Raw genomic sequence first — 24,080 nt, 5'->3', positions numbered from 1 at the left:
GGAATGGATTTTCTTGTGCGATTTCTCCTTTCGTCGAAATGACAAAAAAGCAAAACAAAACAAAAATGAAAAAAATAAAAATCATTTTCCTTCTCCTTTCCGTTTTCTCTATTGAGAAAAATTCGGCACAAGTCTGGACACCGGATAATGGGGACGGAACGTATACCAATCCTATCATTCATGCTGATTATTCAGACCCTGATGTTGTAAGGGTTGGAGATGATTTTTATATGACGGCATCGTCTTTTAACTGTATTCCAGGGCTTCCGATTCTGCATTCTAAGGATTTGGTAAACTGGAAAATTTTAAGTTACGCGCTGCCAAAACAACCGCCTTTTGAAACGTATGATAAAGTACAGCACGGAAATGGAGTTTGGGCACCAAGTATTACTTTTCATAACAACGAATTTTATATTTATTATCCAGATCCTGATTTCGGGATTTACATGATAAAAGCTAAAAAAGCCGAAGGGCCTTGGTCAGAACCACTTTTGGTAAAAGCAGGAAAAGGATTGATTGATCCGAGTCCGCTTTGGGATGATGACGGAAAAGTATATTTAGCACATGCGTTTGCAGGAAGCCGTGCGCAGATTAAAAGTTTATTAGTTGTCTGCACCATGAATGCAGAAGGAACAATCGCTAATAATGATGAGGTTATGGTGATTGATGGACATGAAAGTGAAGGTACAATTGAAGGTCCAAAATTCTACAAACGAAATAATTACTATTACATTTTTGCTCCGGCAGGCGGCGTTCCTACTGGCTGGCAGACTATTTTAAGATCTAAAAATGTTTTTGGCCCTTATGAAAAGAAAAAAGTTTTAGAACAGGGATCAACCCAAATAAACGGCCCGCATCAGGGCGCGTGGGTGCAGACACAAACGGGTGAAGATTGGTTTATTCATTTTCAGGACAAAGGCGCGTACGGGAGAATTGTGCATTTGCAGCCTATGAAATGGGAAAACGACTGGCCGGTTATGGGGCAGGATTTTGATAAAAACGGAATAGGCGAACCGGTTACAACATTTAAAAAACCAAATGTCGGCAAAAAATATCCAATTGAAAATCCGGCGACTTCAGATGAATTTAACGAACCAAAATTAGGTTTACAATGGCAGTGGCAAGCCAATTCGCAGATCAATTGGGGTTTCCCTACTAGTATGGGATATCTGAATTTATTTTGCGTAACAACAATCAAGGATAATAAAATATTTGATGCTCCGAATTTGCTTCTTCAAAAGTTTCCTGCAGAAGAATTTTCGGCTACAGCCAAAATAACTTTCAATACACGATTAAATGGAGAATCGACCGGACTAATTATCATGGGATTGGATTACAGTTATTTGAATTTTAAAAATGTAGAAGGAAAATTATATCTAAACCAAAAAACAGGGACATTCAATAAAACTGTTTCAGAAACAGAAACAAAACCTATTTTAATTGCTAACCATACTATTTATTTAAATGTTAAAATTAAGAAAGGCGGAGTATGCAGTTTCTTTTACAGTTTAGACGATAAAAACTATCAGGCAATAGGAACTGATTTTATTTCGAAAGAAGGAAAATGGATTGGAGCCAAGATTGGACTTTTTGCTTTAGGCGAAAAAATAACAAACGATTCAGGAAATGCAGCTGTCGATTGGTTTAGAATTACAAAATGAAAAAGCATCAAATTCTAAAAAAAATAATTTTTCAGAAGAAAAAATGGGCTCAATAAATGAGATATAATGAAAGAATTTAAAAAAATAATATCACAACACATTTGAATATAAATTAACAGCTAAAAATAGTGTTTAAATGTTTTTTCTTACAAAAAAATAAGTTTTAAATTTTTTTGGTGTAAAAAATTAAGTTTTCATTCCGTTGATGCAAATAAAAAAATACAGATGATTATTGTAAAAGAAAATAAAATGATTCAGTTAAAAAAAATAATACTGCTTTTTATTGTTGGTTTTAGTTTTGCAGTTAAGGCTCAAAATACAAATAAAAACTGGCCGGATATTATTCGTAAAAATGATGCGTCCTGGTTTGGAACAGAAGAAGCAAAAAAGATTGCCGAAAATGTTTTGCTTTATCAAAGAGATATTGGCGGCTGGCCAAAGAACATTCAAATGCAGAATGAGCTGACTACTTCACAGAAAAAAGATTTATTGGAGATAAAGAAAACCACAAAAGAAACCACGACAGATAATGGAGCAACTACTCAGGAAATGCTTTTTATGTCGAAAATGTATGCGCAGGTAAAAGACGAACGTTATAAAGAATCCTTTTTAAAAGGTTTAAATTATTTATTAGAAGCACAATATGCAAACGGCGGCTGGCCTCAGTTTTATCCCTTAAAAAAAGGATATTACACACATATAACGTACAATGACGATTCGATGGTGCGCATTTTAAATGTGATGAAAGAAGTGGCTGAAGAAACTGATTTTTACAGTATTAAACCATCAAAAGAAATTGTTGCCAAAACTAAAACAGCTTTTAATAAAGGTATCGACTGCATTATCAAAACACAATACAAACAAAACGGAGTTTTAACGGCCTGGTGCGCACAGCATGATGAGGTTACTTTACTTCCGGCAAAGGCCAGAGCGTATGAACTTCCTTCGCTTAGCGGAAAAGAATCGGCTAAAATTGTTTTGCTTTTAATGTCAATTCAAAAACCTTCTTCAGAAATAATTACTGCTGTAAAAAGTGCCAATATCTGGTTTGAAAAAACGAAAATCACGAATCTGGAAGAGAAACGTGTTTTAAATGACGCTGGAAAAATTATCGACAAAAAAATGATTCCGGTTCAAAATGCATCACCAATCTGGGCGAGATTTATGGAACTGGACAATAACGAACCTTTCTTTAGCGATCGTGACGGAATCAAAAAGAAATCATTAGATGAAATAGGCGCAGAACGAAGAAATGGTTACGCCTGGTACACAGACGAACCAAAAGAAGTTTTGAAAAAATACGATTCGTGGGCAGTTAAAAATGGAATAAAAGTTTCGGAAACAGCATCAGAGAAAAAAAAAACTAACTTTTTAACTGTTGCTCAGGACGGTTCCGGCGACTTTACAAAAATACAAGATGCCATTTATGCAAGTCCTTCATTTCCATATGAAAAAGTGACCATCTTTATAAAAAACGGAACCTATAAAGAAAAAGTTAGAATCCCGGAATGGAACACCAATTTGATTTTATTGGGAGAAAGTAAACAAAACACCATTATTACTTTTGATGATAATTTTTCGAAGATCAATTTAGGACGCAACAGCACCTTTTATACTTCAACCCTTTTAGTAGAAGCAGACGATTTTTCGGCATCAAATTTAACGATTCAAAATGCTTCCGGAGATAAAGGTCAGGCAATTGCATTATCAGTGGTAAGCAATCGGATTAAAATTTCAAATTGTATTATTTTAGGGAATCAGGACACCCTTTATTTATCTGGAAAAAATGCCAAGCAATATTTTAAAGACTGTTATATAGAAGGAACAACCGATTTTATTTTTGGAGGTGCAACAGCATTATTTGAAAACTGTGTGATTCACAGTATTAAAAGTTCCTATGTAACAGCCGCTTCAACTCCCGAAGGAACAGCGTACGGTTTTGTTTTTAAAAATTGTAAACTAACAGCAGAACCTTCTGCCAATGCCGTTTATTTAGGAAGACCTTGGCGTATTTATGCCAAAACAGTTTACATAAACTGCGAATTAGGAAAGCATATAAAACCCGAAGGCTGGGAAAACTGGTCAAAACCAGATGCGGAGAAAAATGCCTTTTATGCCGAATACAATAACAGCGGAGAAGGATTTCAGCCATCCAAAAGAGTACCATGGTCACATCAGCTTATTAAATCAGAAGCAGATCAATATTCGATAGAAAATATTCTAAAAGATACGGTACAAGATTGGTACAAAAGTTACTAAGGCGCTTAGATTCTAAGAAACTAAGAATTACACAAAGCTTAGAATCTTAGCATCTTAGAACCTCAGTATCTCAAAAACTCAGCACCTTAGAACCTAAAAAAAATGAAATATCTTATCCTATTACTAATCAGTTTCAGTTCTTTTGCTCAGAACAATGATTTTCCAACGGCGAAAATCGATTCGATCGTGAACAGAATCCAGCTTCCTGTTTTTCCTGCTTATCAGGTAAATATCTTAAAATTAGGAGCAAAAGAAGATTCAATTACAAACAACAAAACTGTTTTTGATAAAGCGATGGCTTTATGCAAAAAAAATAATGGCGGAACTATTATTGTCCCAAAAGGAATCTATAAAATAAACGGACCAATCCATTTTGTTAGCCATGTAAACCTGAAAATCGAAAAAGGAGCAAAGATCAAATTTAGCGACAATCCACAGGACTATCTTCCAATGGTTTTAACAAGCTGGGAAGGAACCATGTTGTATAATTATAGTCCGCTTATATACGCAAATGAATGTACTAATATTGCCATAACGGGAGAAGGAACAATTGATGGAGAAGGAGGAAAAATATGGAAAAGTTTTAAAGCAAAAGAAGGTCCGGGCAAGGATTTAAGCCGTGAAATGAATCACAATAATATTCCGTTGAAAGACAGAAAGTTTGGCGAAAGTTATTTCCTGCGCCCGCAGATGATTCAGTTTTTGAATTGTGCAACTATATTGGTCGAAAATGTGAGAATCGAAAATTCGCCGTTTTGGTGTCTGCATCTTTTAAAATCGCAAAGTATAACCATTCGCGGTATCAGTTATAAATCTTTAAATCACAATAACGACGGAATCGACCCTGAATATGCTAAAGATGTTTTAATCGAAAATGTAACCTTTAATAATGGCGATGACAACGTTGCCATAAAAGCAGGACGAGATCACGAAGGAAGAGCCAATACAGCGACTCCAAGTGAAAATATAATCATTAGAAACTGTAATTTTAAAGGACTTCACGGCGTAGTAATTGGCAGCGAAATGTCTGCCGGAGTTCAAAATGTTTTTGTGGAAAACTGCAAAACTATCGGATACTTAAAAAGAGGCATTTATCTAAAAACCAATGCCGATAGAGGCGGTTTTATCAAAAATATATTTGTTCGAAATATTCAATTGGATCAGGTTGAAGACTGTATTTATATTACAGCCAATTATCATGGTGAAGGGAAAGGATTTCAATCGGATATATCCAATATTTCATTCTCGAATATTACTTGTAATAAAGCATCAGAGTCCGGAATTGTAATTCAGGGTTTCCCCGATAAAAAAATCAAAAACATCTCACTGAAAAATATAGAAATCAAAGAAGCAAAAAATGCCCTCTCCAACGAAAATGCCGAAAATGTTTTGATGACAGATGTTTTTATAGGACAAAGGGCAACAGTACCAACGGCGGTTTCGAAACCGTAATTTTTTAGGTTCAAAGGGGCAGAGGTTCAAAGGGACAAAGGTTTTTTCTGTAGGGACGCACAGCAGTGCGTCTATTTAGAATTGATAGGTGTAAAGAGTAATGTCAAATTTGTTCTTCTGATTTTTTGAGTTTCAAAGGTACGAAGATACAAAGGTTTTCCGTAGAGACGCACAGCAGTGCGTCTACACAAAGAAAATCCATAAAGATATGTCCTTGAGCTAATTTGAAGGATCTTCATAACGTAAAAGGTCATCGACTTCGCTCAGACTGACAACTGTAATAAAAAATAAAAGAAAATGAAAAAATACATCATAATATTATTGCTAATCTCATCGGCTTGTTTTGCACAAAAAACGACCTTATATACTATAGGCGATTCAACAATGGCAAACAAAAAAGATCCTGAACGAAATCCTGAGCATGGCTGGGCACAAGTTTTACAGCCATTTTTTACAGAAGATATAGTAGTGGTAAACAAAGCGGTAAACGGAAGAAGTACAAAAAGTTTTATCAACGAAAAGCGCTGGGATTCCATTTATAAAGAACTAAAAAAAGGAGATTATGTCTTTATACAATTTGGCCATAATGATGAAAAAATAGAAGATTCTTCCCGTTATACAAACCCGCATACGGCCTATAGATATAATTTAATTCGTTTTGTAAAAGAAAGCAGGGAAAAAGGAGCTATTCCAATTTTATTAACTTCAATTGCGAGACGTAACTTTAATGAAAAAGGAGTATTAGTACCCACCCACGGCGATTATCCTTTAGAAACTCGTTTAGTGGCACAGGAATATAAAGTACCTTTTATTGATTTAGAATATTTTACTGAAACACTGGAACAATTTTACGGGCCGGAAAAATCAAAACAACTGCATTTGCATTTTAAAGCAGGCGAAAATGCCTATTATGATAAAGATAAAGCAGATGATACACATCTTTCTTTATTGGGGGCCAAAACAATTGCCCAAATAGTAATCAATCAAATTAAAGTTTTGAATGATAAATCTTTAGACAAACTCAAAAAAGGAATAAGGTAGCACAATTATCATTCACAAAAGTGTATCAATATTTAGTCTATATACTTACTCATGCTGCGTAAGTATATAGACTAAAACAGCAGGAAGAGAGAAAATGTAAGTTTTCTCTCTTTTTTTTTGTATTTTTATAAATCAATTAGCTGTTTATTAAGCACTTAGTTTGTTTTTGTTTAACGCCATTATTGATATTTGCCTTCCGCAATATAGGAATTATTCCCTATAATTTAACCTCTATTTTCATATATACCTTAATCTATAAGTTTAAAAACTTTTACGGGCAAAAATAAATTGATTTTCAGGAGAACTTTGCACCTTCAAATCTAGATGATTGAATTTTAAAGACTTAAGAAAATAATTAAACACATAATAATTAAAAGGTTATGAAAAATAGATTACTCCCTTTATTTGTTGTTTTGGCTACATTTTCGGCCCGTTCGCAGGTTGGTATTGGAACAAAAACACCAATTACATCGAGATAATCAGGGCGTTTTTTTAAAAATGTTCAAAAGAAAATTTAAAGAAGAGTTTGAATTTTCTGAAGATTCTTTCCTGTTAGAAAACGGAAGCAAACCAAAAGATTTTGAACGTTCTATATTTGTTGTATACGACAAATCAGAATTAATAGATTTTTTAAAATTAGAGAAAAAGGGAACTAATGTAATGGTTTGTTTCTTTAATAAACATTTGCACAATAGTCTGCTTTATTTTAATGAGATTAAAAACCTAAAACTTATAGATGCATCAAAATCAAGAAATGAGCTTTTAAAAGAGTTGAATTCTTATTTTAAAGACACTTCTGATTTTATCTCAAAAATCCCTGAAATTAAATTTTTAACTCCGGCACTTAATCAAACTCAGCTTGACAGCCTTCAAAAAGCGTTGTTTTTTATGGCACAGTTTTAAAACTGCCTATTTTTTTTCCTGATTTTATTTCAACCATACAGGGAAGCGCAGGATACAGAAAATGTTTTTGTGCTGTAAATTTAGAATGAAATTATAATTGATTTCATTTAAATACTTAAATTGGTTTAAAATAAAAAGAATGAAAAGTACCATTAAACTTTACGCATCAACCGCATTCTCTGTACTAATTTTCGCGTCGTGCCAGGCGCAGCAAAAACTTTCTAAAGAAAATAAGATCGTTTTAAAAAACACTTCTAATATTGAATTATTTCAAAAAGCGATTGCTGTAAAAAGAAGTCAGCTTACTATAAATAAAGATTCAGGAAATTATCCGGTTTTACTTTTTAAGAACGATACAATTCCTGTACAGGTTAATGATTTAAACAGTGACGGAAAATGGGATGAACTTTTTTTTGTAACCGATTTTTCTCCAAATGAAGAAAAAACAATAGTGCTGAATTGGTCAAATAAAGATCCTAAATACCCAATAAAAACAAGTGTACGATTTGGAAAAAGAGAAGGAAAGAACCTTCCTGTTCATCCTGATACGCAGGAAGTTTTAATGGCAGACCAAGTGCATAAAAAATTAGGATACCAAAAGTACCAAACTGACGGCCCAACCTGGGAAAATGATAAAGTAGGTTTCAGGCATTATTTAGACGGAAGAAACTCAAAAGATGTATTTGGAAAAAAATTACCGGGAATAACGCCGGAGGATGTTGGAATTAACAGCAAAGGTGCCGTTGAAGACAATTATCATGTAATGTACGATTGGGGAAGAGATATTTTTCCTGTTGGAAATTCGGCTGGTTTAGGAGGTTTTGCCTTATTGACTAATGACAATAAAATCAAAAGACTAGGAATACTTGCGGCTGATACTTTAAATACTATTGAAAAAACAACTTTTAAAATCGTAAGCGAAGGTCCGGTTAATTCGGTTTTAAGTTACAACTATCAAAATTGGAAAGCCTCAGGAAATAAATATCAGGCACAGGAAACAACTTCGATCTGGCCGGGAATGTATGGCTATAAAAATACAGTTTCGCTAAATGGTTTAAAAGGAAACGAAATGCTGCTTGTAACGCTTTCTAACCTTAACAACCAAAATCCGCTGCAGGTAATTGAAGCTGGGGATTTTGTGTGTTTTATTCAACATGATAAATTAACCTATGAACGTCAATGGATTTTAGGAACAGCAGTTATTGTTCCTAAAAATGTTTATAAAGGATATATGGAAGCACCAAAAACGGGACAGCTGACAGATTCTTATCTCATAAAACTGAAAACAAAGAACAACGAACAAATAAGTTATTATCCGATAGCGGGATGGGAATTAAGCGCAGATACAAACTTTAAGGATTCTGTTTATTTTACCAATTATGTAACCAATTTGGCAAAGCAGCTTTCAGCTAAAATTAAGGTAAGCATTAAGTGAGTTTTATATTAACTTCATTTAAGATAGCTAATAACAAAATCTTAATATTTGACTTGTATTTAGAAGTTCTGCGTGTAAATAGACAATCAATTGGGGAAAAATTCCACACATTCTCAGTGGCGAAATAAAAATTTAAGCGAAAATCTTATACTTTAAAAACGTTTTGTTTTTTTATAAACCTATTTTAAAACACGTCTAAATAAGCTCTGAAATTTTGTTTTGATAATAATTGTCTGATTAATAGTTTATTGCAAAAAGAAGATTTAGAAAAATGTGATTCGTAAATTTAAGGTTAATTTAAAGAGTAAAAAACAATGATAATTTTAACAGCAAATATGTTGTAACTATCAATCAAACTTCTATTTTTGCGCCTTAATTTAATAATTATAAGCATGAAAGATCTATTAGTAAAAATCAACGCCGAAATTGACACATTCAAAGCAGAAGCTGAATCTTTAACTGAAAAAGGTATCAAAGCTGCAGGACCAAGAGCACGTAAAGCTACTTTAGAAATCGAAAAACTTTTAAAAGAGTTCAGAAAAGTTTCTATCGAAGAATCAAAAAAATAATACAACTAAAACCTCGTCAACTGGCGAGGTTTTTTTTGCTCCAATATCTAGGTTTTAAAACCTTAGTATCTCAGAATCTTAGCACCTTAGCACCTCTAAAAAAGCTTACCATTGCCTTGGTCCAACAGCGATTAATTCTTTGGTTTTTAAATCATATATTTTAGTTTTATTACTGCATTGAAACTTAATTTGTAGTCGGTTTTGTTCCATTAAATCAAACTGATACGTCCAACGATCTTTTTTGTCTTCTTTTAATTTTATGATTTCCTGACCATCTTGATTGTATAAAGCATATATATCATGGTCATCTTCGTTTTTAACCGTAAAATAGTAAAAGTTTGATAATTTATTATCCTTAAAAAAATTTCGTAACTCCTCACTTGGCTGATAATAATAATGTATCTCCTGCATCCCGATTAGATTAAATTCGGCAGGCAGGATAATCTTTCCACTTTGATCTATAATACCCATTATATCTCCTTTTTTTTCAGGTGAAAAAGCAAAAAGTTTATCTGTAATGAAATCATGATCTATGTGAATATTACCATCATGAGCTACCCTATGTTTTACAGGCTCGAGAAAAGGATAGGCAAAAGGAGAAACTGTTCCATCAAAATCAACAATTTGAATTCCTTTTTCAGTTTCAGAAAAATAATATTTATCATAAGCCATTAGTACATTTTTGGCAGTATTAGGTTTTACGTTTAATGTGCTGTCAATAACGGTATCATAATATGGATTGGGTTTTCCGATTTCTACATTACTTTTCTGTGCCCAAATTTCATTTTTCTTTTTTACATATAAATAGCTTTGAAAATCTTTATACAATTTTAATAGAATCTTTTTATCTGTATTGAGATCAAAATACCCAAATTGATTATCACTATTAAGATAAATCATATTTTTATCAAGATGAGTTATTACAGGATAACTACAAATTTCAATCGCTTTATTATCATCTAAGCGAAATAATTTGTCATTATATTTTGCAAGATTGGTCTGCTCAGGAATTGTTTGCTCACCTAAAAATTGTTTTTTTGTTATAAGATAAAGCTGTTTATTGTGGTTAAAAAGTGATTTTAGACTTTCGCCTTCCTCAAAAGTATATATCAGCTTACCATTTACATTAAACAAAAAATCTTTATAGGACATACTAATGCTGTCTATTAGAGAATATCCAATATAAAAAATCTGCTTTGATGTAGAAGGATAAGGTTTGCCAACTAAATATCGATCTATTGCGGCATACTTTGCAGGAATAAGAACTTGTTTAGTTTCTGTAACCATTACGCCGCTATTAGAACCTTTCATAAATATAGAATAGGGCGTATCTGAAAAAGGGTAATATTTTAATTTTGCCTTGCACGAATTAAAAAGAATGCAAGATAAAATCAGCAATACATAAAGTATATTTTTCATAGACTTACTTTTATTATAATGATATAATAAATTGTAAAAAGGTTGGGATTGGTACGTTTTTATTTGAAAAAACAAAACCTCCAGATAAAGCATTTGGAGGTTTTGTTTATAGTATGTAAAAAACTTAGTCCCGATAGCTATCGGGATAGTATCTCAGCATCTTAAATCGAATTCCGATCAATAAAATTAAAAGGCACTTTAAACTGACCTTTTTCTTTATTCAAAATCATTCTCGCAGCAGTTTCTCCCATAATATTAAAATCAGTAGACATTACGGTGATGCCCAGTAATTCTTTTAAAGGCGTATCATTATAAGAAATAACTCCGATGTCTTTTCCTAAAACATATTCCTCATCGCGAATCTGTTTCATTAAATTAACCAAATCAGATTCTTCAATAGTAATAAATAAGTCCCCCTTTTTAAGAATCATATCATCATAAACTTCACTAAGAATTTCAAAGTTGATTTCATGTTCAACACAAAATTTTCTAAAACCATGCAGAATTCTTCTCGGATATGGGTAAACCGCTTTATCAGGATAAACTAAAATTAATTTTTTGTATTTAGTGATTTTCGTTAAACCCTCTTTCAGTGCGTTGTAAATATCATTTTCAAAATCCTGATAAATTTTAATGATTTCACCTTCATGCGAAAGTTTGATATTATCCATTAAAACCAGTTTCTCTTCCGGAATTCTCTGAATCGCTTTGGCAACTTCATCCGTAAAACTCAAATGTTTTAATTCATCTGTTTTAAAATGCGTCGTAATAACATAATAATCATAAGCGCCTTCAAACTTATCCAGTAAATTTAAAAACAGCGTTTCGTCGCAATGATAAATATGAAGATCAGTATGCGCGTTGGCACCAAGAGTATCAATAAACGAGCTGTAGGTTTTCATTTTATAAGCGCTCAGTTTATTAAATAAGAACAAGATATTTACTTTCGACTCCAGTTTTGTTCGGGTAATATAATAGCCTTTTCCTCTAATCGAAGATATGATTTTTCTTTCCTTTAAAATATTATAAGCTTTTTCAACCGTATCGCGCGACATATAAAACTCTTCGCTGAAACTGTTTATAGAAGGGATTTTTTGGTTGATTTTTAAATTTCCGTTAGAAATATTCTGCAAAATCGAGTCAACAATTTGTTTGTATTTGGGAATCCTCGAATCTTCGTCTATTTTAATTAATTTAATCATGCTGGTATTTTGCAATCTGTTTCAGGTTAGGGGGCATGAAACAAAATTTTTTTAATTATAATTTTATAAAAAGCAATCCTAAAAACGGCTTTATATACTGATTTTACTACTTTCCTTACAAACAACAGCGATAAAATAAAAGTACTCTTTATTTTCAGGCAGTTATACTAAATAGTGGATATAATAATTACGAAATCGATTGCTAAAGTAGCACTTTTAAATTTATTTTTCGAATACAATTGCATTGATCTTTGCAATTAATGCGCACTTTTAACAAAAAATACACGAATCATAAAGGATAGTACAGGACAGTTTTCTTTTCTACATTATATTATTTTACAAAACGAAATTAACTATCGCAATTAACCACAAACAAAATTATTAAATGGGATCATTATTAGGAATCATTTTTCATTCTATCGGAGGATTTTCTTCGGGTAGTTTTTATATGCCTTTTAAAAAAGTTAAAGATTGGGCTTGGGAAAGCTACTGGCTCGTAGGTGGTTTTTTTTCCTGGTTAATTGTACCGCCAATTGCTGCTTATTTAACGATTCCAAATTTTACTGAAATTATTATATCAGCGTCGCCAGCCATCAAAACCTTTACTTTTTCAATGGGACTGATCTGGGGAATAGGCGGATTAACATACGGTCTTGGCGTTCGTTATTTAGGAATGTCTTTGGGAAATTCAATTACATTGGGATTTTGTTCTGCTTTTGGAGCTTTAGTCCCTTCAATATATTACGATTTTAATCCGGCAGAAGGCAAAATTTCATTTTCTCATATGCTTTCTAATTCTGGCGGACAGCTGGTTTTATTGGGAGTAGCAGTATGCTTGTTGGGAATAGCGATTTCTGGAAAAGCAGGAATGCTAAAAGAAAAAGATTTTGCGACAGGTCATGAAGATAAAGACAAAGATTTCAGTTTAGCAAAAGGTTTAACTGTAGCGGTAATTTCAGGAATTTTAAGTTCTTTTTTTAATTACGGAATCGAAGCCGGAAAACCAATGGCAGAACAGGCCGTAATAAATGGCTGTAACCCGTTATTTCAAAATAACGTAACCTATATTGTTTTACTTTGGGGAGGTTTAACCACCAATTTTATCTGGTGTTTGTATCTTAATTTCAAAAACAAATCAATTGGAGATTACTTCAATGTAGCAACGCCAATTACTAAAAACGTTTTGTATTCTGCTCTTGCCGGAACAATGTGGTTCTTGCAGTTTTTCTTCTACGGAATGGGCGAAAGCAAATTAGGAAACGGTGCCAGTTCATGGATTCTGCATATGGCAACCATTATTTTAACAGCAAATTTTTGGGGATTCTATTTGAAAGAGTGGCAGGGTGTTTCGCAAAAAACATTCAGAACTTTTATTTGGGGAATCGGATTGATAATGCTTTCGATCGTTTTAGTCGGAATTGGGAATTCTTTGTAAATACTTGAAAAAATATATGATAACAATGTCAAATACAAATACAAAAAATATGAATTTTAAGCATGTGAGCTATCTTTGGGATGAAGCTAAAGCAGCAGCATTAGCAGGAGATGAAGTAGCGCTTTTCATTTATCGTTCGAACCTTTTAGGAGCCGATTTAAGATTGACTAACTATGGAGGAGGAAATACTTCTGTAAAAATTACAGACAAAGATCCCTTAACAGGAGCAAGTTCAGAAGTTATGTGGATTAAAGGTTCTGGAGGAGATATTGGTACATTGACAAAATCTGGCTGTGCAGCATTGTATTTAGACAGATTACGTAATCTTGAAAACGTTTACAGAGGAATCGAGTTTGAAGATGAAATGGTAGAATTATTCAATCATTGTATTTTCGATCTGGCTTCAAAAGCACCATCTATCGATACGCCTTTACATGGTTTTTTACCATTCAAACATATTGACCACCTTCATCCGGATGCAGCAATTGCAATCGCTGCTGCAAAAGACGGAGCAAAAATCACCGAAGAATTATTTGACGGAGAAATTGGCTGGGTAGGCTGGCAGCGTCCGGGCTTTGACTTAGGACTTCAGTTAAGAAGCTGTTTAGAAGAAGCTGCAAAAAAAGGAAAAAAACTACGCGGCATCATGTTAGGTTCTCACGGTCTTTTTACCTGGGGAGATACTGCGTACGAAAGTTATATTAATACGCTGGAAGTAATCGAGAAATGTGCCGAATATTTAGAAAATAACTACGGTAAAAAACGTCCGGTTTTTGGAGGCCAGAAAATCGAAAGCCTTCCGGAAGCAGACCGTAAATTAAAAGCTGCAAAAGTTGCCCCAATTTTAAGAGGTTTCTGTTCATCAGAACGTCAAATGATTGGACATTATACAGATGATGCAAGAGTATTGGAATTCATCAATTCAAACGATCTTTCAAAATTAGCTCCATTAGGAACTTCTTGTCCGGATCACTTTTTAAGAACAAAAATCAGTCCCCTGGTTTTAACATTAGATCCAAACGAAGATTTATCAGATGTTGATGCGGTAAAAGCAAAATTAGCTCCGGCTTTTGAAGCTTACCGTGCCATGTACAAAGACTATTATAATGCCTGCAAGAAATCAAATTCACCTGCAATGCGTGACCCAAATCCGGTGGTAATTTTATATCCGGGAGTTGGAATGTTCACTTTTGCAAAAGATAAAACGATGGCGCGTTTGGCATCAGAATATTATATCAATGCCGTAAATGTAATGAAAGGTGCAGAAGCTGTTTCAGAATATACTTCACTGCCGCACCAGGAAGCATTTGATATTGAATATTGGTTATTAGAAGAAGCAAAATTACAACGTATGCCAAAACCAAAAGCATTGTCTGGCAGAGTAGCTGTAATTACAGGTTCTGCTGGCGGAATTGGTAAAGCTATCGCGAAGAAATTTGCTCAGGAAGGTGCTTGTGTAGTAATCAATGATATCAACGAAGAGCGTTTAGAAGGTGCAACAGCTGAGTTTATTAAAGCTTTTGGTAAAGATGCAGTTTCAAGCACTTTATTGAATGTTACAGATGAAAAAAGCACAGAATTAGCTTTAGACCAAGCTTCTTTAGCTTTTGGAGGTGTAGATATTATTGTAAACAATGCAGGAATCAGTATTTCTAAATCTATTGCAGAACATACACTTGAAGAGTGGGACAGATTATACGATATCTTGGTAAAAGGACAATTTATTGTTTCTAAAGCCGGAATCGAAGTAATGCGCAAACAAGGTTTTGGAGGCGATATTGTAAATATCGTTTCTAAAAATGCAGTTGTAGCCGGACCAAATAATCCGGGTTACGGTTCTGCAAAAGCCGCTCAGGCGCATTTAACACGTTTAATGGCAGCCGAATTAGGAGCCGATAAAATTCGTGTAAACACCGTAAATCCTGATGCTGTAATCTCAGACTCCAATATTTGGTCTGGCGGATGGGCAGAAGGTCGTGCAAAAGCATACGGAATCACGGTAGAAGAATTACCGGCTTACTATGCAAAACGTACGTTATTGAATGAAATCATATTGCCGGATGATATTGCAAATGCTTGTTTTGCGTTTGTTGGAGGTTTCCTGAACAAATCAACAGGAAATGCCTTAAACGTAGACGGCGGCGTTGCAATGGGCTTTTATAGATAAAAATTATTTAAGTTTTTTTATAAGTTTGTTTAAGCAAAAGTGGTTTTTTGTGGTCTAGCGTTCGAATTTTTTCGAACGTTAGATTTTTTTAGACATCCCATTTTTATAAGCAGACCAATTACCATAAAATAGTAAAGTTAAACCAGAGTTCAGTATAAAAAATTTAAGCTGAAAATATTGAAAATATTGACATAGAACGCGGATAAAACGGATTCGCTATCGCAAAAATGCTGATCTACACAGATTTTTTAATTCATTATTATAAAAAATCCGTCTTTTTCCGCGTCTTCGCGATAGCGAATCCGTAAAATCAGCGTCTAAAATTCATATATTGTAACTCTATTAAAATATCAATAACTATGTTAATCGGATCAAACCACATCGAATCTCATAACGAGGGATTATTAAAAAAACACCAAAACAAACTTGTTTTTACAGCATCAGAAATTGATAATACAGAGTCGATTATTAAAAAACTAATCGATTTTCAAATCGCAATTCCATCTTGGGCTTTAGGAACAGGAGGAACACGATTCGGACGTTTTGCAGGAGGAGGAGAACCACGTTCAATCGAAGAAAAAATCGAAGATGTTGGGTTACTTCATAAATTAAACAATGCTTCAGGTGCCATTTCGCTTCATATTCCGTGGGATATTCCACAAGATTATAAAGCAATCAAAACATTAGCATCACAGCACAATTTAAAGTTTGATGCCATGAACTCGAATACATTTCAGGATCAGGCAGATGCGGAACATACATACAAATACGGATCGTTACAAAACGTAAATAAAGCCGTTCGTAAACAGGCAATTGCACACAATATTGAAGTTATAAAACACGGAATCGAATTAGGATCAGAATCTTTAACTGTTTGGCTGGCTGATGGTTCTAATTTTCCTGGACAGTTAAACTTCCGTAAAGCGTACCAAAATACCTTAGAAAGTTTAGAAGAAATCTACGATGCATTACCTTCAAACTGGAAACTATTTTTAGAATACAAATGTGCCGAACCTAACTTTTATTCCACAACAGTTGCAGACTGGGGACAATCCTATTCTTACGTGAAAAAATTAGGCGATAAAGCACAAACTTTAGTCGATTTAGGACATCATTTACCAAACGCTAATATCGAACAGATCGTTTCATTATTATTAATGGAAAACAAACTGGGTGGATTCCACTTTAACGATTCAAAATATGGAGACGACGATTTAACAGCCGGAGCCTTAAAACCATATCAATTATTCTTGATCTTCAATGAATTAGTTGAAGGAATGGATGCAAGAGGAATGAACCATGCCAAAGATTTAGGCTGGATGATCGACGCATCGCACAACATTAAAGATCCATTAGAAGATTTATTACAATCTGTTGAAGCCATTATGATTGCTTACGCGCAGGCACTTTCTGTAGATAGAAAAGCATTAGAACAAGCACAGCAGGAAAATGACGTAGTAAAAGCACAGGAAATTCTTCAAAACGCTTTCCGTACAGATGTTCGCGCATTAGTTGCCGAAGCTCGTTTACGTTCAGGAGCGGCTTTAAATCCAGTAGAATTATACAGAAGTCTTTCTGTTAGAAAAAATCTTATTGGAGAAAGAGGATTAAAAACATTGGCAACAGGCTTATAATTATAAATTATTAATTGTTAATTATAAATTATAAGTTGATACCAATGTTGCTTATATTGGTTGTTTAATGTAAAAACAAAAATACTTAGCAAAATCATAATCCATAATTAACAATTAATAATTCACAATTCACAATTAAAAAAAAATGAATGTAGTTGCAATTTTTGATATTGGTAAAACAAACAAAAAGGTATTTTTATTTGATGAAAACTATAGAATTGTTTGGGAGAAATCAGTCAATTTTGACGAAACAGTCGACGAAGACGGTTTTCCCTGCGAAGATATAGAGCTGCTTAAAAACTGGATTTTTGAGCGCTTGTCAGAAATAAAAGCCTTAACTAATTATGTTTTAAAAGCCATCAATTTTAGTACTTACGGTGCTAGTTTTGTCTACATTGATAAAGAAGGAAAAGTTTTAACTCCTCTGTATAATTATTTAAAAGATTATCCGGAGGATTTAAAAAACGACTTCTATAAAAAATACAAAGGAAAAGAAGCATTTGCTGTAAAAACAGCTTCTCCCGTTTTGGGAAGTCTAAATTCAGGAATGCAGATTTACCGTTTGAAAGAAGAAAAACCGGACTTGTTTAAAAAGGTAGCATATTGTCTGCATCTTCCGCAATTTTTGAGTTTTCTTTTAACCAATGAAGCTTACGCCGATATTACAAGCGTTGGCTGTCATACCAATCTTTGGAATTTCAAAAAAATGAAATACCACAAATGGTTAAAAAGTGAAAAAATTTCAGGTAAAATTCCACCGTTTTATAACGGAAAAGATGTTATAAAAACAAAAGATGGTTTAGCAGTAGGAGCAGGACTTCACGATAGTTCATCGGCGATAATTCCGTATACCATAAACTTTACAGAACCGTTTGTTTTATTATCAACAGGAACCTGGAGTATTTCCTTAAATCCATTCAATAATAAGCCGTTGACTTTTGAAGAGTTACAAAACGATTGTTTGTGTTATTTACAATACACAGAAAAGCCTGTAAAAGCGGCAAGACTTTTTGCAGGAAACGAACACGAAGTACAGACCAAACGTTTAGCAGAACATTTTAACGTTCCGGTTGATACGTACAAAGACGTTTATTTTGATAAAAATGTTGTTTCAAATTTACGCGCATTAAACTTTCAAATCATTTATCCTAAAAAATATAATTTTGATATTCTGAAAGAATGTCCTTTTCAAAACAGAGACCTTTCAACATTCAAAAATTACGAAATCGCTTATCATCAATTAATGTTAGATTTGGTAGAACAGCAGGTTTTTTCAACTAACTTAGTCATTCATAACAGCCCTGTAAAGAAAATTTTTGTAGACGGAGGTTTCAGCAAAAATTCCATTTATATGAATTTATTAGCCGAAGCTTTTCCGGATGTTGAAGTTTATGCTGCATCGATGGCGCAGGCAAGTGCTTTAGGAGCAGCATTGGCAATTCATCAAAACTGGAATCCTAAACCAATCCAGAATGATTTAATTGATTTGAAGTTTTATAAGCATTAACATAATAACGCAGATAAATAGATTAAGAATTAAAATGTGCGTTAAATTGAGATAGTATTGTCATTTCGACGAAGGAGAAATCTTCGCGAGAAGCTCGACAAAGATTGGACTTTAGTTACGGAGTTACTTACGAAGATTTCTCCTTCGTCGAAATGACAAACGAACGAGTAGATTCATTCAGATTTAATTTTCGAAAACCAGCATGTATCTGTTTAATCTGCCAAATCTGCGGGCTAAAAATAAAATAATAAAAAATGAAAATCGGACTATTTATACCGTGTTATGTCGATCAGTTTTACCCAAAAGTAGGTATTGCGACATACGAACTTTTACAGAAATTAGGCTGTGAAGTTCATTTTCCGATGGGACAAACCTGTTGCGGACAGCCAATGGCAAACAGCGGTTATGCACATTTAACCAAAGGCTGTGATGCCAACTTTGTCGCTAATTTTACCGGATTCGATTATATCGTATGCCCTTCAGGAAGTTGTGTACTGCATGTAAAAGACCATTTGCATGACGAAAAAAATGAAGAAGCCGCAACAAAAATTAGAAGCACCGTTTTTGAATTAACAGAATTTATAACTGATATTTTAAAAATTGACCACATAGACGGAAGTTTTCCTTTTAAAGTAGGAATGCACGTAAGCTGCCACGGACAACGCGGATTACATCTTTCTCAAATGTCAGAACTAAACGCGCCATTTTTCTCAAAACCTGAACAATTACTGCATAATATAAAAGGACTTGATTTAGTTGCTTTAACGAGAAAAGACGAATGCTGTGGTTTTGGAGGAACATTTTGTGTGACCGAAGAAGCTATTTCTGTAAAAATGGGACAAGACCGAATTAAAGATCACGAAAGCCACAATGTAGATTATATTACAGGTGGCGATATGTCGTGTTTAATGCATTTAGACGGAATTTTGAAAAGACAAAAAAGCCGAATAAAAACGATACATATTGCTGAAATTTTAAATTCACTCGAAAATTAAAATAGATGTTGAGTATAAAATTTAACCGCAAAGTTCGCAAAGTTTTACGCAAGGTTCGCAAAGTTAATTTTAATCCTTGCGCAGCTTGCGTTTTTTTCTTTGCGCACTTTGCGGTTAAATAAACACTATCATAAACATTTCAAAATTGACTTTTAAATAATTAAAAATGTCATCAGAAAAAATAATACAGCACAGCGAAGCCGCAGCAAAGTTCAACAAAGATGTAGAGCGTGTCAACTGGCATGATGAAACACTTTGGTTTGTTCGTGCAAAGCGTGATAAATCGGCACATCAAATTAAGGATTGGGAATTATTACGTGAAACCGCATCCAAAATAAAAGCCAATGTACTCTCAAATATTCACGATTATTTAGTTGAATTTGAAGCCAATGCACAAAGAAACGGAATCATTGTACACTGGGCAGCCGATGCAAAAGAACACAACGAAATTGTACATTCGATCATGGCAAAACATGATGTAAAGCAAATGGTGAAATCAAAATCAATGCTTACAGAAGAATGTCATTTAAACGATTATTTAGCCGAAAAAGGCATAGAAGTTATCGACTCAGATTTAGGAGAATATATTGTACAGCTTCGTAAAGAACCGCCAAGTCATATAGTTTTACCAGCGATTCATCTTAAAAAAGAAGATGTAAGTGAAACTTTCCACGAACATTTAGGAACAGAAAAAGGAAATTTTGATCCACAGTATTTGACCGAATCAGCACGTCATAGTTTAAGAAACACCTTCTTAACCCGAAAAGTAGCTTTAACCGGAGTTAATTTTGCCATTGCAGAAACCGGAGAATTTGTAGTCTGCACCAATGAAGGAAATGCGGATATGGGCGCGCATTTAGCCGATGTTCATATCGCGTGTATGGGATTTGAAAAACTGATCCCGCAGCGCAAACATTTGGGTGTTTTCCTGAGATTATTGGCAAGAAGCGCAACGGGGCAGCCTATAACCACTTTTTCAAGCCATTTCAAGAAACCAAGAGACGGAAAAGAACTTCACATAGTTATTGTCGACAACGGCAGAAGCAAGCAGTTAGGAAGAGAAGATTTTAGAAATTCCCTAAAATGTATTCGCTGCGGTGCCTGTATGAACACTTGTCCGGTTTACAGACGAAGCGGTGGACACAGTTACCATAATGCAGTTGCCGGACCAATTGGTTCTATTTTAGCACCCAATTTAGACATGAGCAAAAATGCCGATCTGCCTTTTGCAAGCACACTTTGCGGTTCCTGTACCAATGTTTGTCCGGTTAAGATTGATATTCACGATCAATTGTACAAATGGCGTCAGGTTTTGGTAAAAGACGGTTATACACCAAAAGGTAAAACAATTGCAATGAAAACGATGGCAACGGTTTTAGCCAATCCAACAATTTTTAATATCGCAGGAAAATCAGGAAGATTTGTAATGAAAAATGTTCCGGGAATGGTCAATAATAAATTGAATAAATGGTACGACCAGCGAGAGATGCCAGATGTTCCCGAGGAATCTTTTAGAGAATGGTACAAGAAAAATTCGAGAGAATCTAAAGCAAAAGACAATGAGTAGTAAAGCCGAAATTTTAAATAGAATAAAACTAAACCAACCCGATTTAGTGACAGATCTGCCGGATTTAAGTGTTTTAGGTTCAGAAGATTTTGATATACTTGAAACCTATAAAACAGTTTTAAAAGGTATTGGTGGAGATCCTGTTGAGGTTTCTAATTACAGTGAAATCATCAATTATATAAAATCAAATTACAATCTTCAAAAGAGATTAATTACAACACTTCCTGAACTTTCAGAAATTGCTTCTTTAGACTGGAATAATGTTGATCCGCATTCACTTCAGGATGTTGAATTAACGGTTGTAAAAGCCCATTTTGGAGTTGCAGAAAACAGTGCACTTTGGGTAACCGATGATATTTTAGGACAGCGAATTGCGCCTTTTATTGCACAGTATTTAGCTATAATTGTTCATAAAAAAGATATTGTCCGTACGATGCAGCAAGCTTATGAAAGAATCGGAAATCAGGAATATGGTTTCGGGACTTTTATTGCCGGACCTTCAAAAACTGCTGATATTGAGCAGTCGCTGGTTTTAGGTGCGCATGGAGCGCGAGGGTTGATTGTGTTTTTATTGGATTAAATAAGTGTAGTCCCTACGGGACAAATTTTCGAGGTGTAATCGTGGAATGCTACCGATATTTAATCTCTCCGAGATATTTTGTTGAAATAGATAAAACGTTACAAATTAATTCCGTTAGGAGTTTTATAGGTAGAAAAAACGATAGGATTGACGATTAAAGATACTCCCTTAGGAGTTTCATATCGGTAGAAAACAACGATAGAGTTATCCGCTAAATATACCCCGCTAGGGGTTTAATATCGGTAGAAAAGAAATCAAAGTATAGCAGAGATACTCCGCTAGGAGTATATGGTCGGTAGAAAAAATAAAATTTCAGCACATAACGCATACTCCGTTAGGAGTATTTGAATGATTACAAAAAAATAATAATTATATAAAAAGAGGATTTTTAAATCCTCTTTTTTTTAATACTAGATTTGCTAAACAAAGCTTTAACCTGTAAAAACATTAATTAGTAATTTATAAACATGAAGAAAATTTTATTGGTCGTTATAATTGTTTCCTCTTTCATTAGTTGTAAAAACAACGATGCTGAAAAGGCAGTTGCGAAAAAAACTCCGGTCATTTCAAATAAACCTAATGAAAATATTCAAGATGATAAAAACAATTACAAAGAAAATAATGATGATAAACTTCTGGATTCTATAAAGACAAAATTTTCAAAAGTTTATGAATATAAGGAATTGAATGATGACGAACGAACAACTCAATGGTTAGGAATTACATATCTAGAAAATGATTGTATTGATTTTTATCTTTACAGTGACACTTCTCCTTGCACAACAGAATATTATGGGAAAGCTTGTGCCATTAAAAATGATACAATAAATACTGTAGAGAAAAGCAATGTTGATAAACTCATATTTATTCAGGAAGAAACAGAACATAAGCTCTCAATAATTTTGGACAACAAAAAGAATCAGGCAATAATAGATTATATACGGAAAGATTCCCTAGAAACAGATTGTCTGCCAGTTGATGATACTGTTATGAAGTTGATGAAATAATAAAAAGAGGATTTTTAAAATCCTCTTTTTATTATACAATAATCAATTCCTAGGTCAGTTTTAATTAAAAGTATAACTTTATATTTCAGGATTAACAAAAACAAATTAGGAATGAGTAACGAAAAAAAGCTTAAAGCGATTGCTTACGGAGAAGTGCTGTGGGATGTTTTTACCAACGAAAAAAAGATAGGAGGCGCACCGTTGAATGTAGCTTTAAGAATGAGATCATTGGGATGTGATGTTGCTATGATTAGCTGCGTAGGAAACGACGAAGACGGAAAAGCCATCATAGAAACCGTAAAAGATTTAGGACTCGAAACCGCTTCCATAATTACTTCAGAAGATTTCCCAACCGGATTAGTAAACGTAACTTTAGACAAAACCGGATCTGCAACTTACGAAATAAAATATCCATCGGCTTGGGATAAAATTATATTAAATAACGAAGCAAGAAAACTTACTAATGATGCTGATGTTTTAATTTACGGAAGTTTGGTCTGCAGAGATGAGGTTTCCAGAAAATCATTAGAAGAACTTTTACAAACAAATACTTATAAAGTTTTCGATGTCAATTTAAGAAAGCCGCATTATACCTATGAAATCCTTGAGCAATTAATGAAATCAGCCAATTTTGTTAAGTTCAACGATGAAGAAATCTTAGAAATAGCATCGGTATTAAACTTCCCACATACCAATTTAAAAGAGAATATGAATTTCATCTCATCTTTGGCAGACGTAAAAGGAATATGTGTTACAAGAGGAAAAGATGGCGCTTTGCTATTATGGGAAGGTGTTTTTTATGAAAATAACGGTTATCCAATTGTGGTTGCTGATACTGTTGGTGCCGGAGATTCTTTTTTAGCCACTTTAGTAACCTCTTTACTTACGGATAAAAAACCGCAGCAAGCTTTAGATTTTGCCTGTGCAATGGGAGCTTTGGTTGCGGGTTCGCCTGGTGCAAATCCTAAAATTTCTTTATCTGATATTGAGAATATAATGAAGGAGAAATAGAGTAAAGTAATTTCACTTTTGTATTGTTTATCTTCAAAGTTTGTCATTCCGAGGAACGAGGAATCTTCGTTGCAAGATCGACAAAGATAGGATCGGAGCTACTTGAGAAGATTCCTCGTTCCTCGGAATGACAAAATTGCGAAATGATGATGGTTTTATGTGAAAACATTTTATAGGTATAACTTTATTAAAAACAATCAACCGCTATAAAAATCCTATAAACAAAGGGCAAAATA

General features: G+C 33.9%; 18 protein-coding genes. 16 read left to right on the top strand and 2 right to left on the bottom strand.

Going from position 1 to position 24,080, the window contains the following annotated elements; all coding sequences use genetic code 11:
- Positions 1-65: 65 nt before the first annotated feature.
- The 7 genes from J2Y38_RS17180 to J2Y38_RS17150 all read left to right on the top strand — a co-directional run bounded on the left by J2Y38_RS17180 (position 66) and on the right by J2Y38_RS17150 (position 9,320).
- Positions 66-1,661 carry a glycoside hydrolase 43 family protein gene (locus J2Y38_RS17180; protein ID WP_309844898.1) on the top strand — a complete coding sequence of 532 codons (1,596 nt, stop codon included), beginning with the start codon at positions 66-68 and terminating at the stop codon, positions 1,659-1,661.
- Between the two features lie 249 nt (positions 1,662-1,910).
- Positions 1,911-3,920, top strand: a complete 2,010-nt coding sequence (gene pelA, locus J2Y38_RS17175) for a pectate lyase (protein ID WP_309844896.1) — start codon at positions 1,911-1,913, stop codon at positions 3,918-3,920.
- 102 nt (positions 3,921-4,022) lie between these two features.
- Positions 4,023-5,372 carry a glycoside hydrolase family 28 protein gene (locus J2Y38_RS17170; RefSeq protein ID WP_309844894.1) on the top strand — a complete coding sequence of 450 codons (1,350 nt, stop codon included), beginning with the start codon at positions 4,023-4,025 and terminating at the stop codon, positions 5,370-5,372.
- 297 nt (positions 5,373-5,669) lie between these two features.
- The gene (locus J2Y38_RS17165; RefSeq protein ID WP_309844891.1) at positions 5,670-6,413 is read left to right on the top strand and encodes a rhamnogalacturonan acetylesterase; all 744 of its coding nucleotides are present in this window, start codon (positions 5,670-5,672) and stop codon (positions 6,411-6,413) included.
- Between the two features lie 498 nt (positions 6,414-6,911).
- The gene (locus J2Y38_RS17160; protein ID WP_309844889.1) at positions 6,912-7,316 is read left to right on the top strand and encodes a hypothetical protein; all 405 of its coding nucleotides are present in this window, start codon (positions 6,912-6,914) and stop codon (positions 7,314-7,316) included.
- Between the two features lie 139 nt (positions 7,317-7,455).
- A complete protein-coding gene (locus J2Y38_RS17155; protein WP_309844887.1) occupies positions 7,456-8,751 on the top strand; it encodes a DUF4861 domain-containing protein in 1,296 nt (431 codons plus the stop codon).
- A gap of 392 nt (positions 8,752-9,143) precedes the next feature.
- A complete protein-coding gene (locus J2Y38_RS17150) occupies positions 9,144-9,320 on the top strand; it encodes a histone H1 (RefSeq protein ID WP_026729959.1) in 177 nt (58 codons plus the stop codon).
- Between the two features lie 105 nt (positions 9,321-9,425).
- Here the strand turns inward: J2Y38_RS17150 and J2Y38_RS17145 are convergent, their stop codons facing one another.
- Both J2Y38_RS17145 and J2Y38_RS17140 read right to left on the bottom strand, forming a co-directional pair.
- Positions 9,426-10,739 (bottom strand): hypothetical protein, encoded by a 1,314-nt coding sequence (locus tag J2Y38_RS17145; RefSeq protein ID WP_309844875.1) that lies wholly within the window; start codon positions 10,737-10,739, stop codon positions 9,426-9,428.
- 161 nt (positions 10,740-10,900) lie between these two features.
- A complete protein-coding gene (locus J2Y38_RS17140; protein ID WP_309844873.1) occupies positions 10,901-11,941 on the bottom strand; it encodes a GntR family transcriptional regulator in 1,041 nt (346 codons plus the stop codon).
- A gap of 385 nt (positions 11,942-12,326) precedes the next feature.
- On the opposite strand from J2Y38_RS17140, the gene rhaT reads away from it, so the two are divergent.
- From rhaT to J2Y38_RS17095, 9 genes are all read left to right on the top strand, one after another.
- Entirely contained in the window at positions 12,327-13,376 is a 1,050-nt protein-coding gene (gene rhaT / locus J2Y38_RS17135) for an L-rhamnose/proton symporter RhaT (protein ID WP_309844871.1), read from the top strand.
- Positions 13,377-13,401: 25 nt separating this feature from the next.
- Positions 13,402-15,543 carry a bifunctional aldolase/short-chain dehydrogenase gene (locus tag J2Y38_RS17130; protein ID WP_309844869.1) on the top strand — a complete coding sequence of 714 codons (2,142 nt, stop codon included), beginning with the start codon at positions 13,402-13,404 and terminating at the stop codon, positions 15,541-15,543.
- 359 nt (positions 15,544-15,902) lie between these two features.
- A complete protein-coding gene (locus tag J2Y38_RS17125) occupies positions 15,903-17,177 on the top strand; it encodes a TIM barrel protein (RefSeq protein ID WP_180856700.1) in 1,275 nt (424 codons plus the stop codon).
- Between the two features lie 145 nt (positions 17,178-17,322).
- Positions 17,323-18,684 carry an FGGY-family carbohydrate kinase gene (locus tag J2Y38_RS17120; protein WP_309844866.1) on the top strand — a complete coding sequence of 454 codons (1,362 nt, stop codon included), beginning with the start codon at positions 17,323-17,325 and terminating at the stop codon, positions 18,682-18,684.
- Positions 18,685-18,938: 254 nt separating this feature from the next.
- Positions 18,939-19,679, top strand: a complete 741-nt coding sequence (locus tag J2Y38_RS17115; protein ID WP_309844864.1) for a (Fe-S)-binding protein — start codon at positions 18,939-18,941, stop codon at positions 19,677-19,679.
- 166 nt (positions 19,680-19,845) lie between these two features.
- Complete coding sequence (locus tag J2Y38_RS17110; protein ID WP_309844863.1) at positions 19,846-21,246, top strand: lactate utilization protein B; 1,401 nt, start codon at positions 19,846-19,848, stop codon at positions 21,244-21,246.
- Positions 21,239-21,826, top strand: coding sequence for an LUD domain-containing protein (locus J2Y38_RS17105; protein WP_309844860.1), 588 nt, complete (start codon positions 21,239-21,241; stop codon positions 21,824-21,826). The genes J2Y38_RS17110 and J2Y38_RS17105 overlap by 8 nt, the downstream gene beginning before the upstream one ends.
- A gap of 467 nt (positions 21,827-22,293) precedes the next feature.
- Complete coding sequence (locus J2Y38_RS17100) at positions 22,294-22,833, top strand: hypothetical protein (protein WP_309844859.1); 540 nt, start codon at positions 22,294-22,296, stop codon at positions 22,831-22,833.
- Between the two features lie 111 nt (positions 22,834-22,944).
- The gene (locus tag J2Y38_RS17095) at positions 22,945-23,844 is read left to right on the top strand and encodes a carbohydrate kinase (protein ID WP_309844855.1); all 900 of its coding nucleotides are present in this window, start codon (positions 22,945-22,947) and stop codon (positions 23,842-23,844) included.
- Positions 23,845-24,080 lie beyond the last annotated feature (236 nt).

The organism is Flavobacterium sp. 2755 (assembly GCF_031455715.1).
Taxonomy (GTDB): domain Bacteria; phylum Bacteroidota; class Bacteroidia; order Flavobacteriales; family Flavobacteriaceae; genus Flavobacterium.
The sequence above is the reverse complement of the archived record's forward strand: the minus strand, read 5'-3'. Positions and strand labels throughout refer to the sequence as shown.

Excerpts from the sequence above, each read along its gene's own strand:
- J2Y38_RS17155 (WP_309844887.1), top strand. The coding sequence starts at position 7,456 with ATGAAAAGTACCATTAAACTTTACGCATCAACCGCATTCTCTGTACTA.
- J2Y38_RS17145 (WP_309844875.1), bottom strand. The coding sequence starts at position 10,739 with ATGAAAAATATACTTTATGTATTGCTGATTTTATCTTGCATTCTTTTT.
- J2Y38_RS17100 (WP_309844859.1), top strand. The coding sequence starts at position 22,294 with ATGAAGAAAATTTTATTGGTCGTTATAATTGTTTCCTCTTTCATTAGT.
- J2Y38_RS17165 (WP_309844891.1), top strand. The coding sequence starts at position 5,670 with ATGAAAAAATACATCATAATATTATTGCTAATCTCATCGGCTTGTTTT.
- pelA (WP_309844896.1), top strand. The coding sequence starts at position 1,911 with ATGATTCAGTTAAAAAAAATAATACTGCTTTTTATTGTTGGTTTTAGT.
- J2Y38_RS17120 (WP_309844866.1), top strand. The coding sequence starts at position 17,323 with ATGAATGTAGTTGCAATTTTTGATATTGGTAAAACAAACAAAAAGGTA.
- rhaT (WP_309844871.1), top strand. The coding sequence starts at position 12,327 with ATGGGATCATTATTAGGAATCATTTTTCATTCTATCGGAGGATTTTCT.
- J2Y38_RS17115 (WP_309844864.1), top strand. The coding sequence starts at position 18,939 with ATGAAAATCGGACTATTTATACCGTGTTATGTCGATCAGTTTTACCCA.
- J2Y38_RS17140 (WP_309844873.1), bottom strand. The coding sequence starts at position 11,941 with ATGATTAAATTAATTAAAATAGACGAAGATTCGAGGATTCCCAAATAC.
- J2Y38_RS17105 (WP_309844860.1), top strand. The coding sequence starts at position 21,239 with ATGAGTAGTAAAGCCGAAATTTTAAATAGAATAAAACTAAACCAACCC.
- J2Y38_RS17095 (WP_309844855.1), top strand. The coding sequence starts at position 22,945 with ATGAGTAACGAAAAAAAGCTTAAAGCGATTGCTTACGGAGAAGTGCTG.
- J2Y38_RS17150 (WP_026729959.1), top strand. The coding sequence starts at position 9,144 with ATGAAAGATCTATTAGTAAAAATCAACGCCGAAATTGACACATTCAAA.
- J2Y38_RS17160 (WP_309844889.1), top strand. The coding sequence starts at position 6,912 with ATGTTCAAAAGAAAATTTAAAGAAGAGTTTGAATTTTCTGAAGATTCT.
- J2Y38_RS17130 (WP_309844869.1), top strand. The coding sequence starts at position 13,402 with ATGTCAAATACAAATACAAAAAATATGAATTTTAAGCATGTGAGCTAT.
- J2Y38_RS17170 (WP_309844894.1), top strand. The coding sequence starts at position 4,023 with ATGAAATATCTTATCCTATTACTAATCAGTTTCAGTTCTTTTGCTCAG.
- J2Y38_RS17125 (WP_180856700.1), top strand. The coding sequence starts at position 15,903 with ATGTTAATCGGATCAAACCACATCGAATCTCATAACGAGGGATTATTA.
- J2Y38_RS17180 (WP_309844898.1), top strand. The coding sequence starts at position 66 with ATGAAAAAAATAAAAATCATTTTCCTTCTCCTTTCCGTTTTCTCTATT.
- J2Y38_RS17110 (WP_309844863.1), top strand. The coding sequence starts at position 19,846 with ATGTCATCAGAAAAAATAATACAGCACAGCGAAGCCGCAGCAAAGTTC.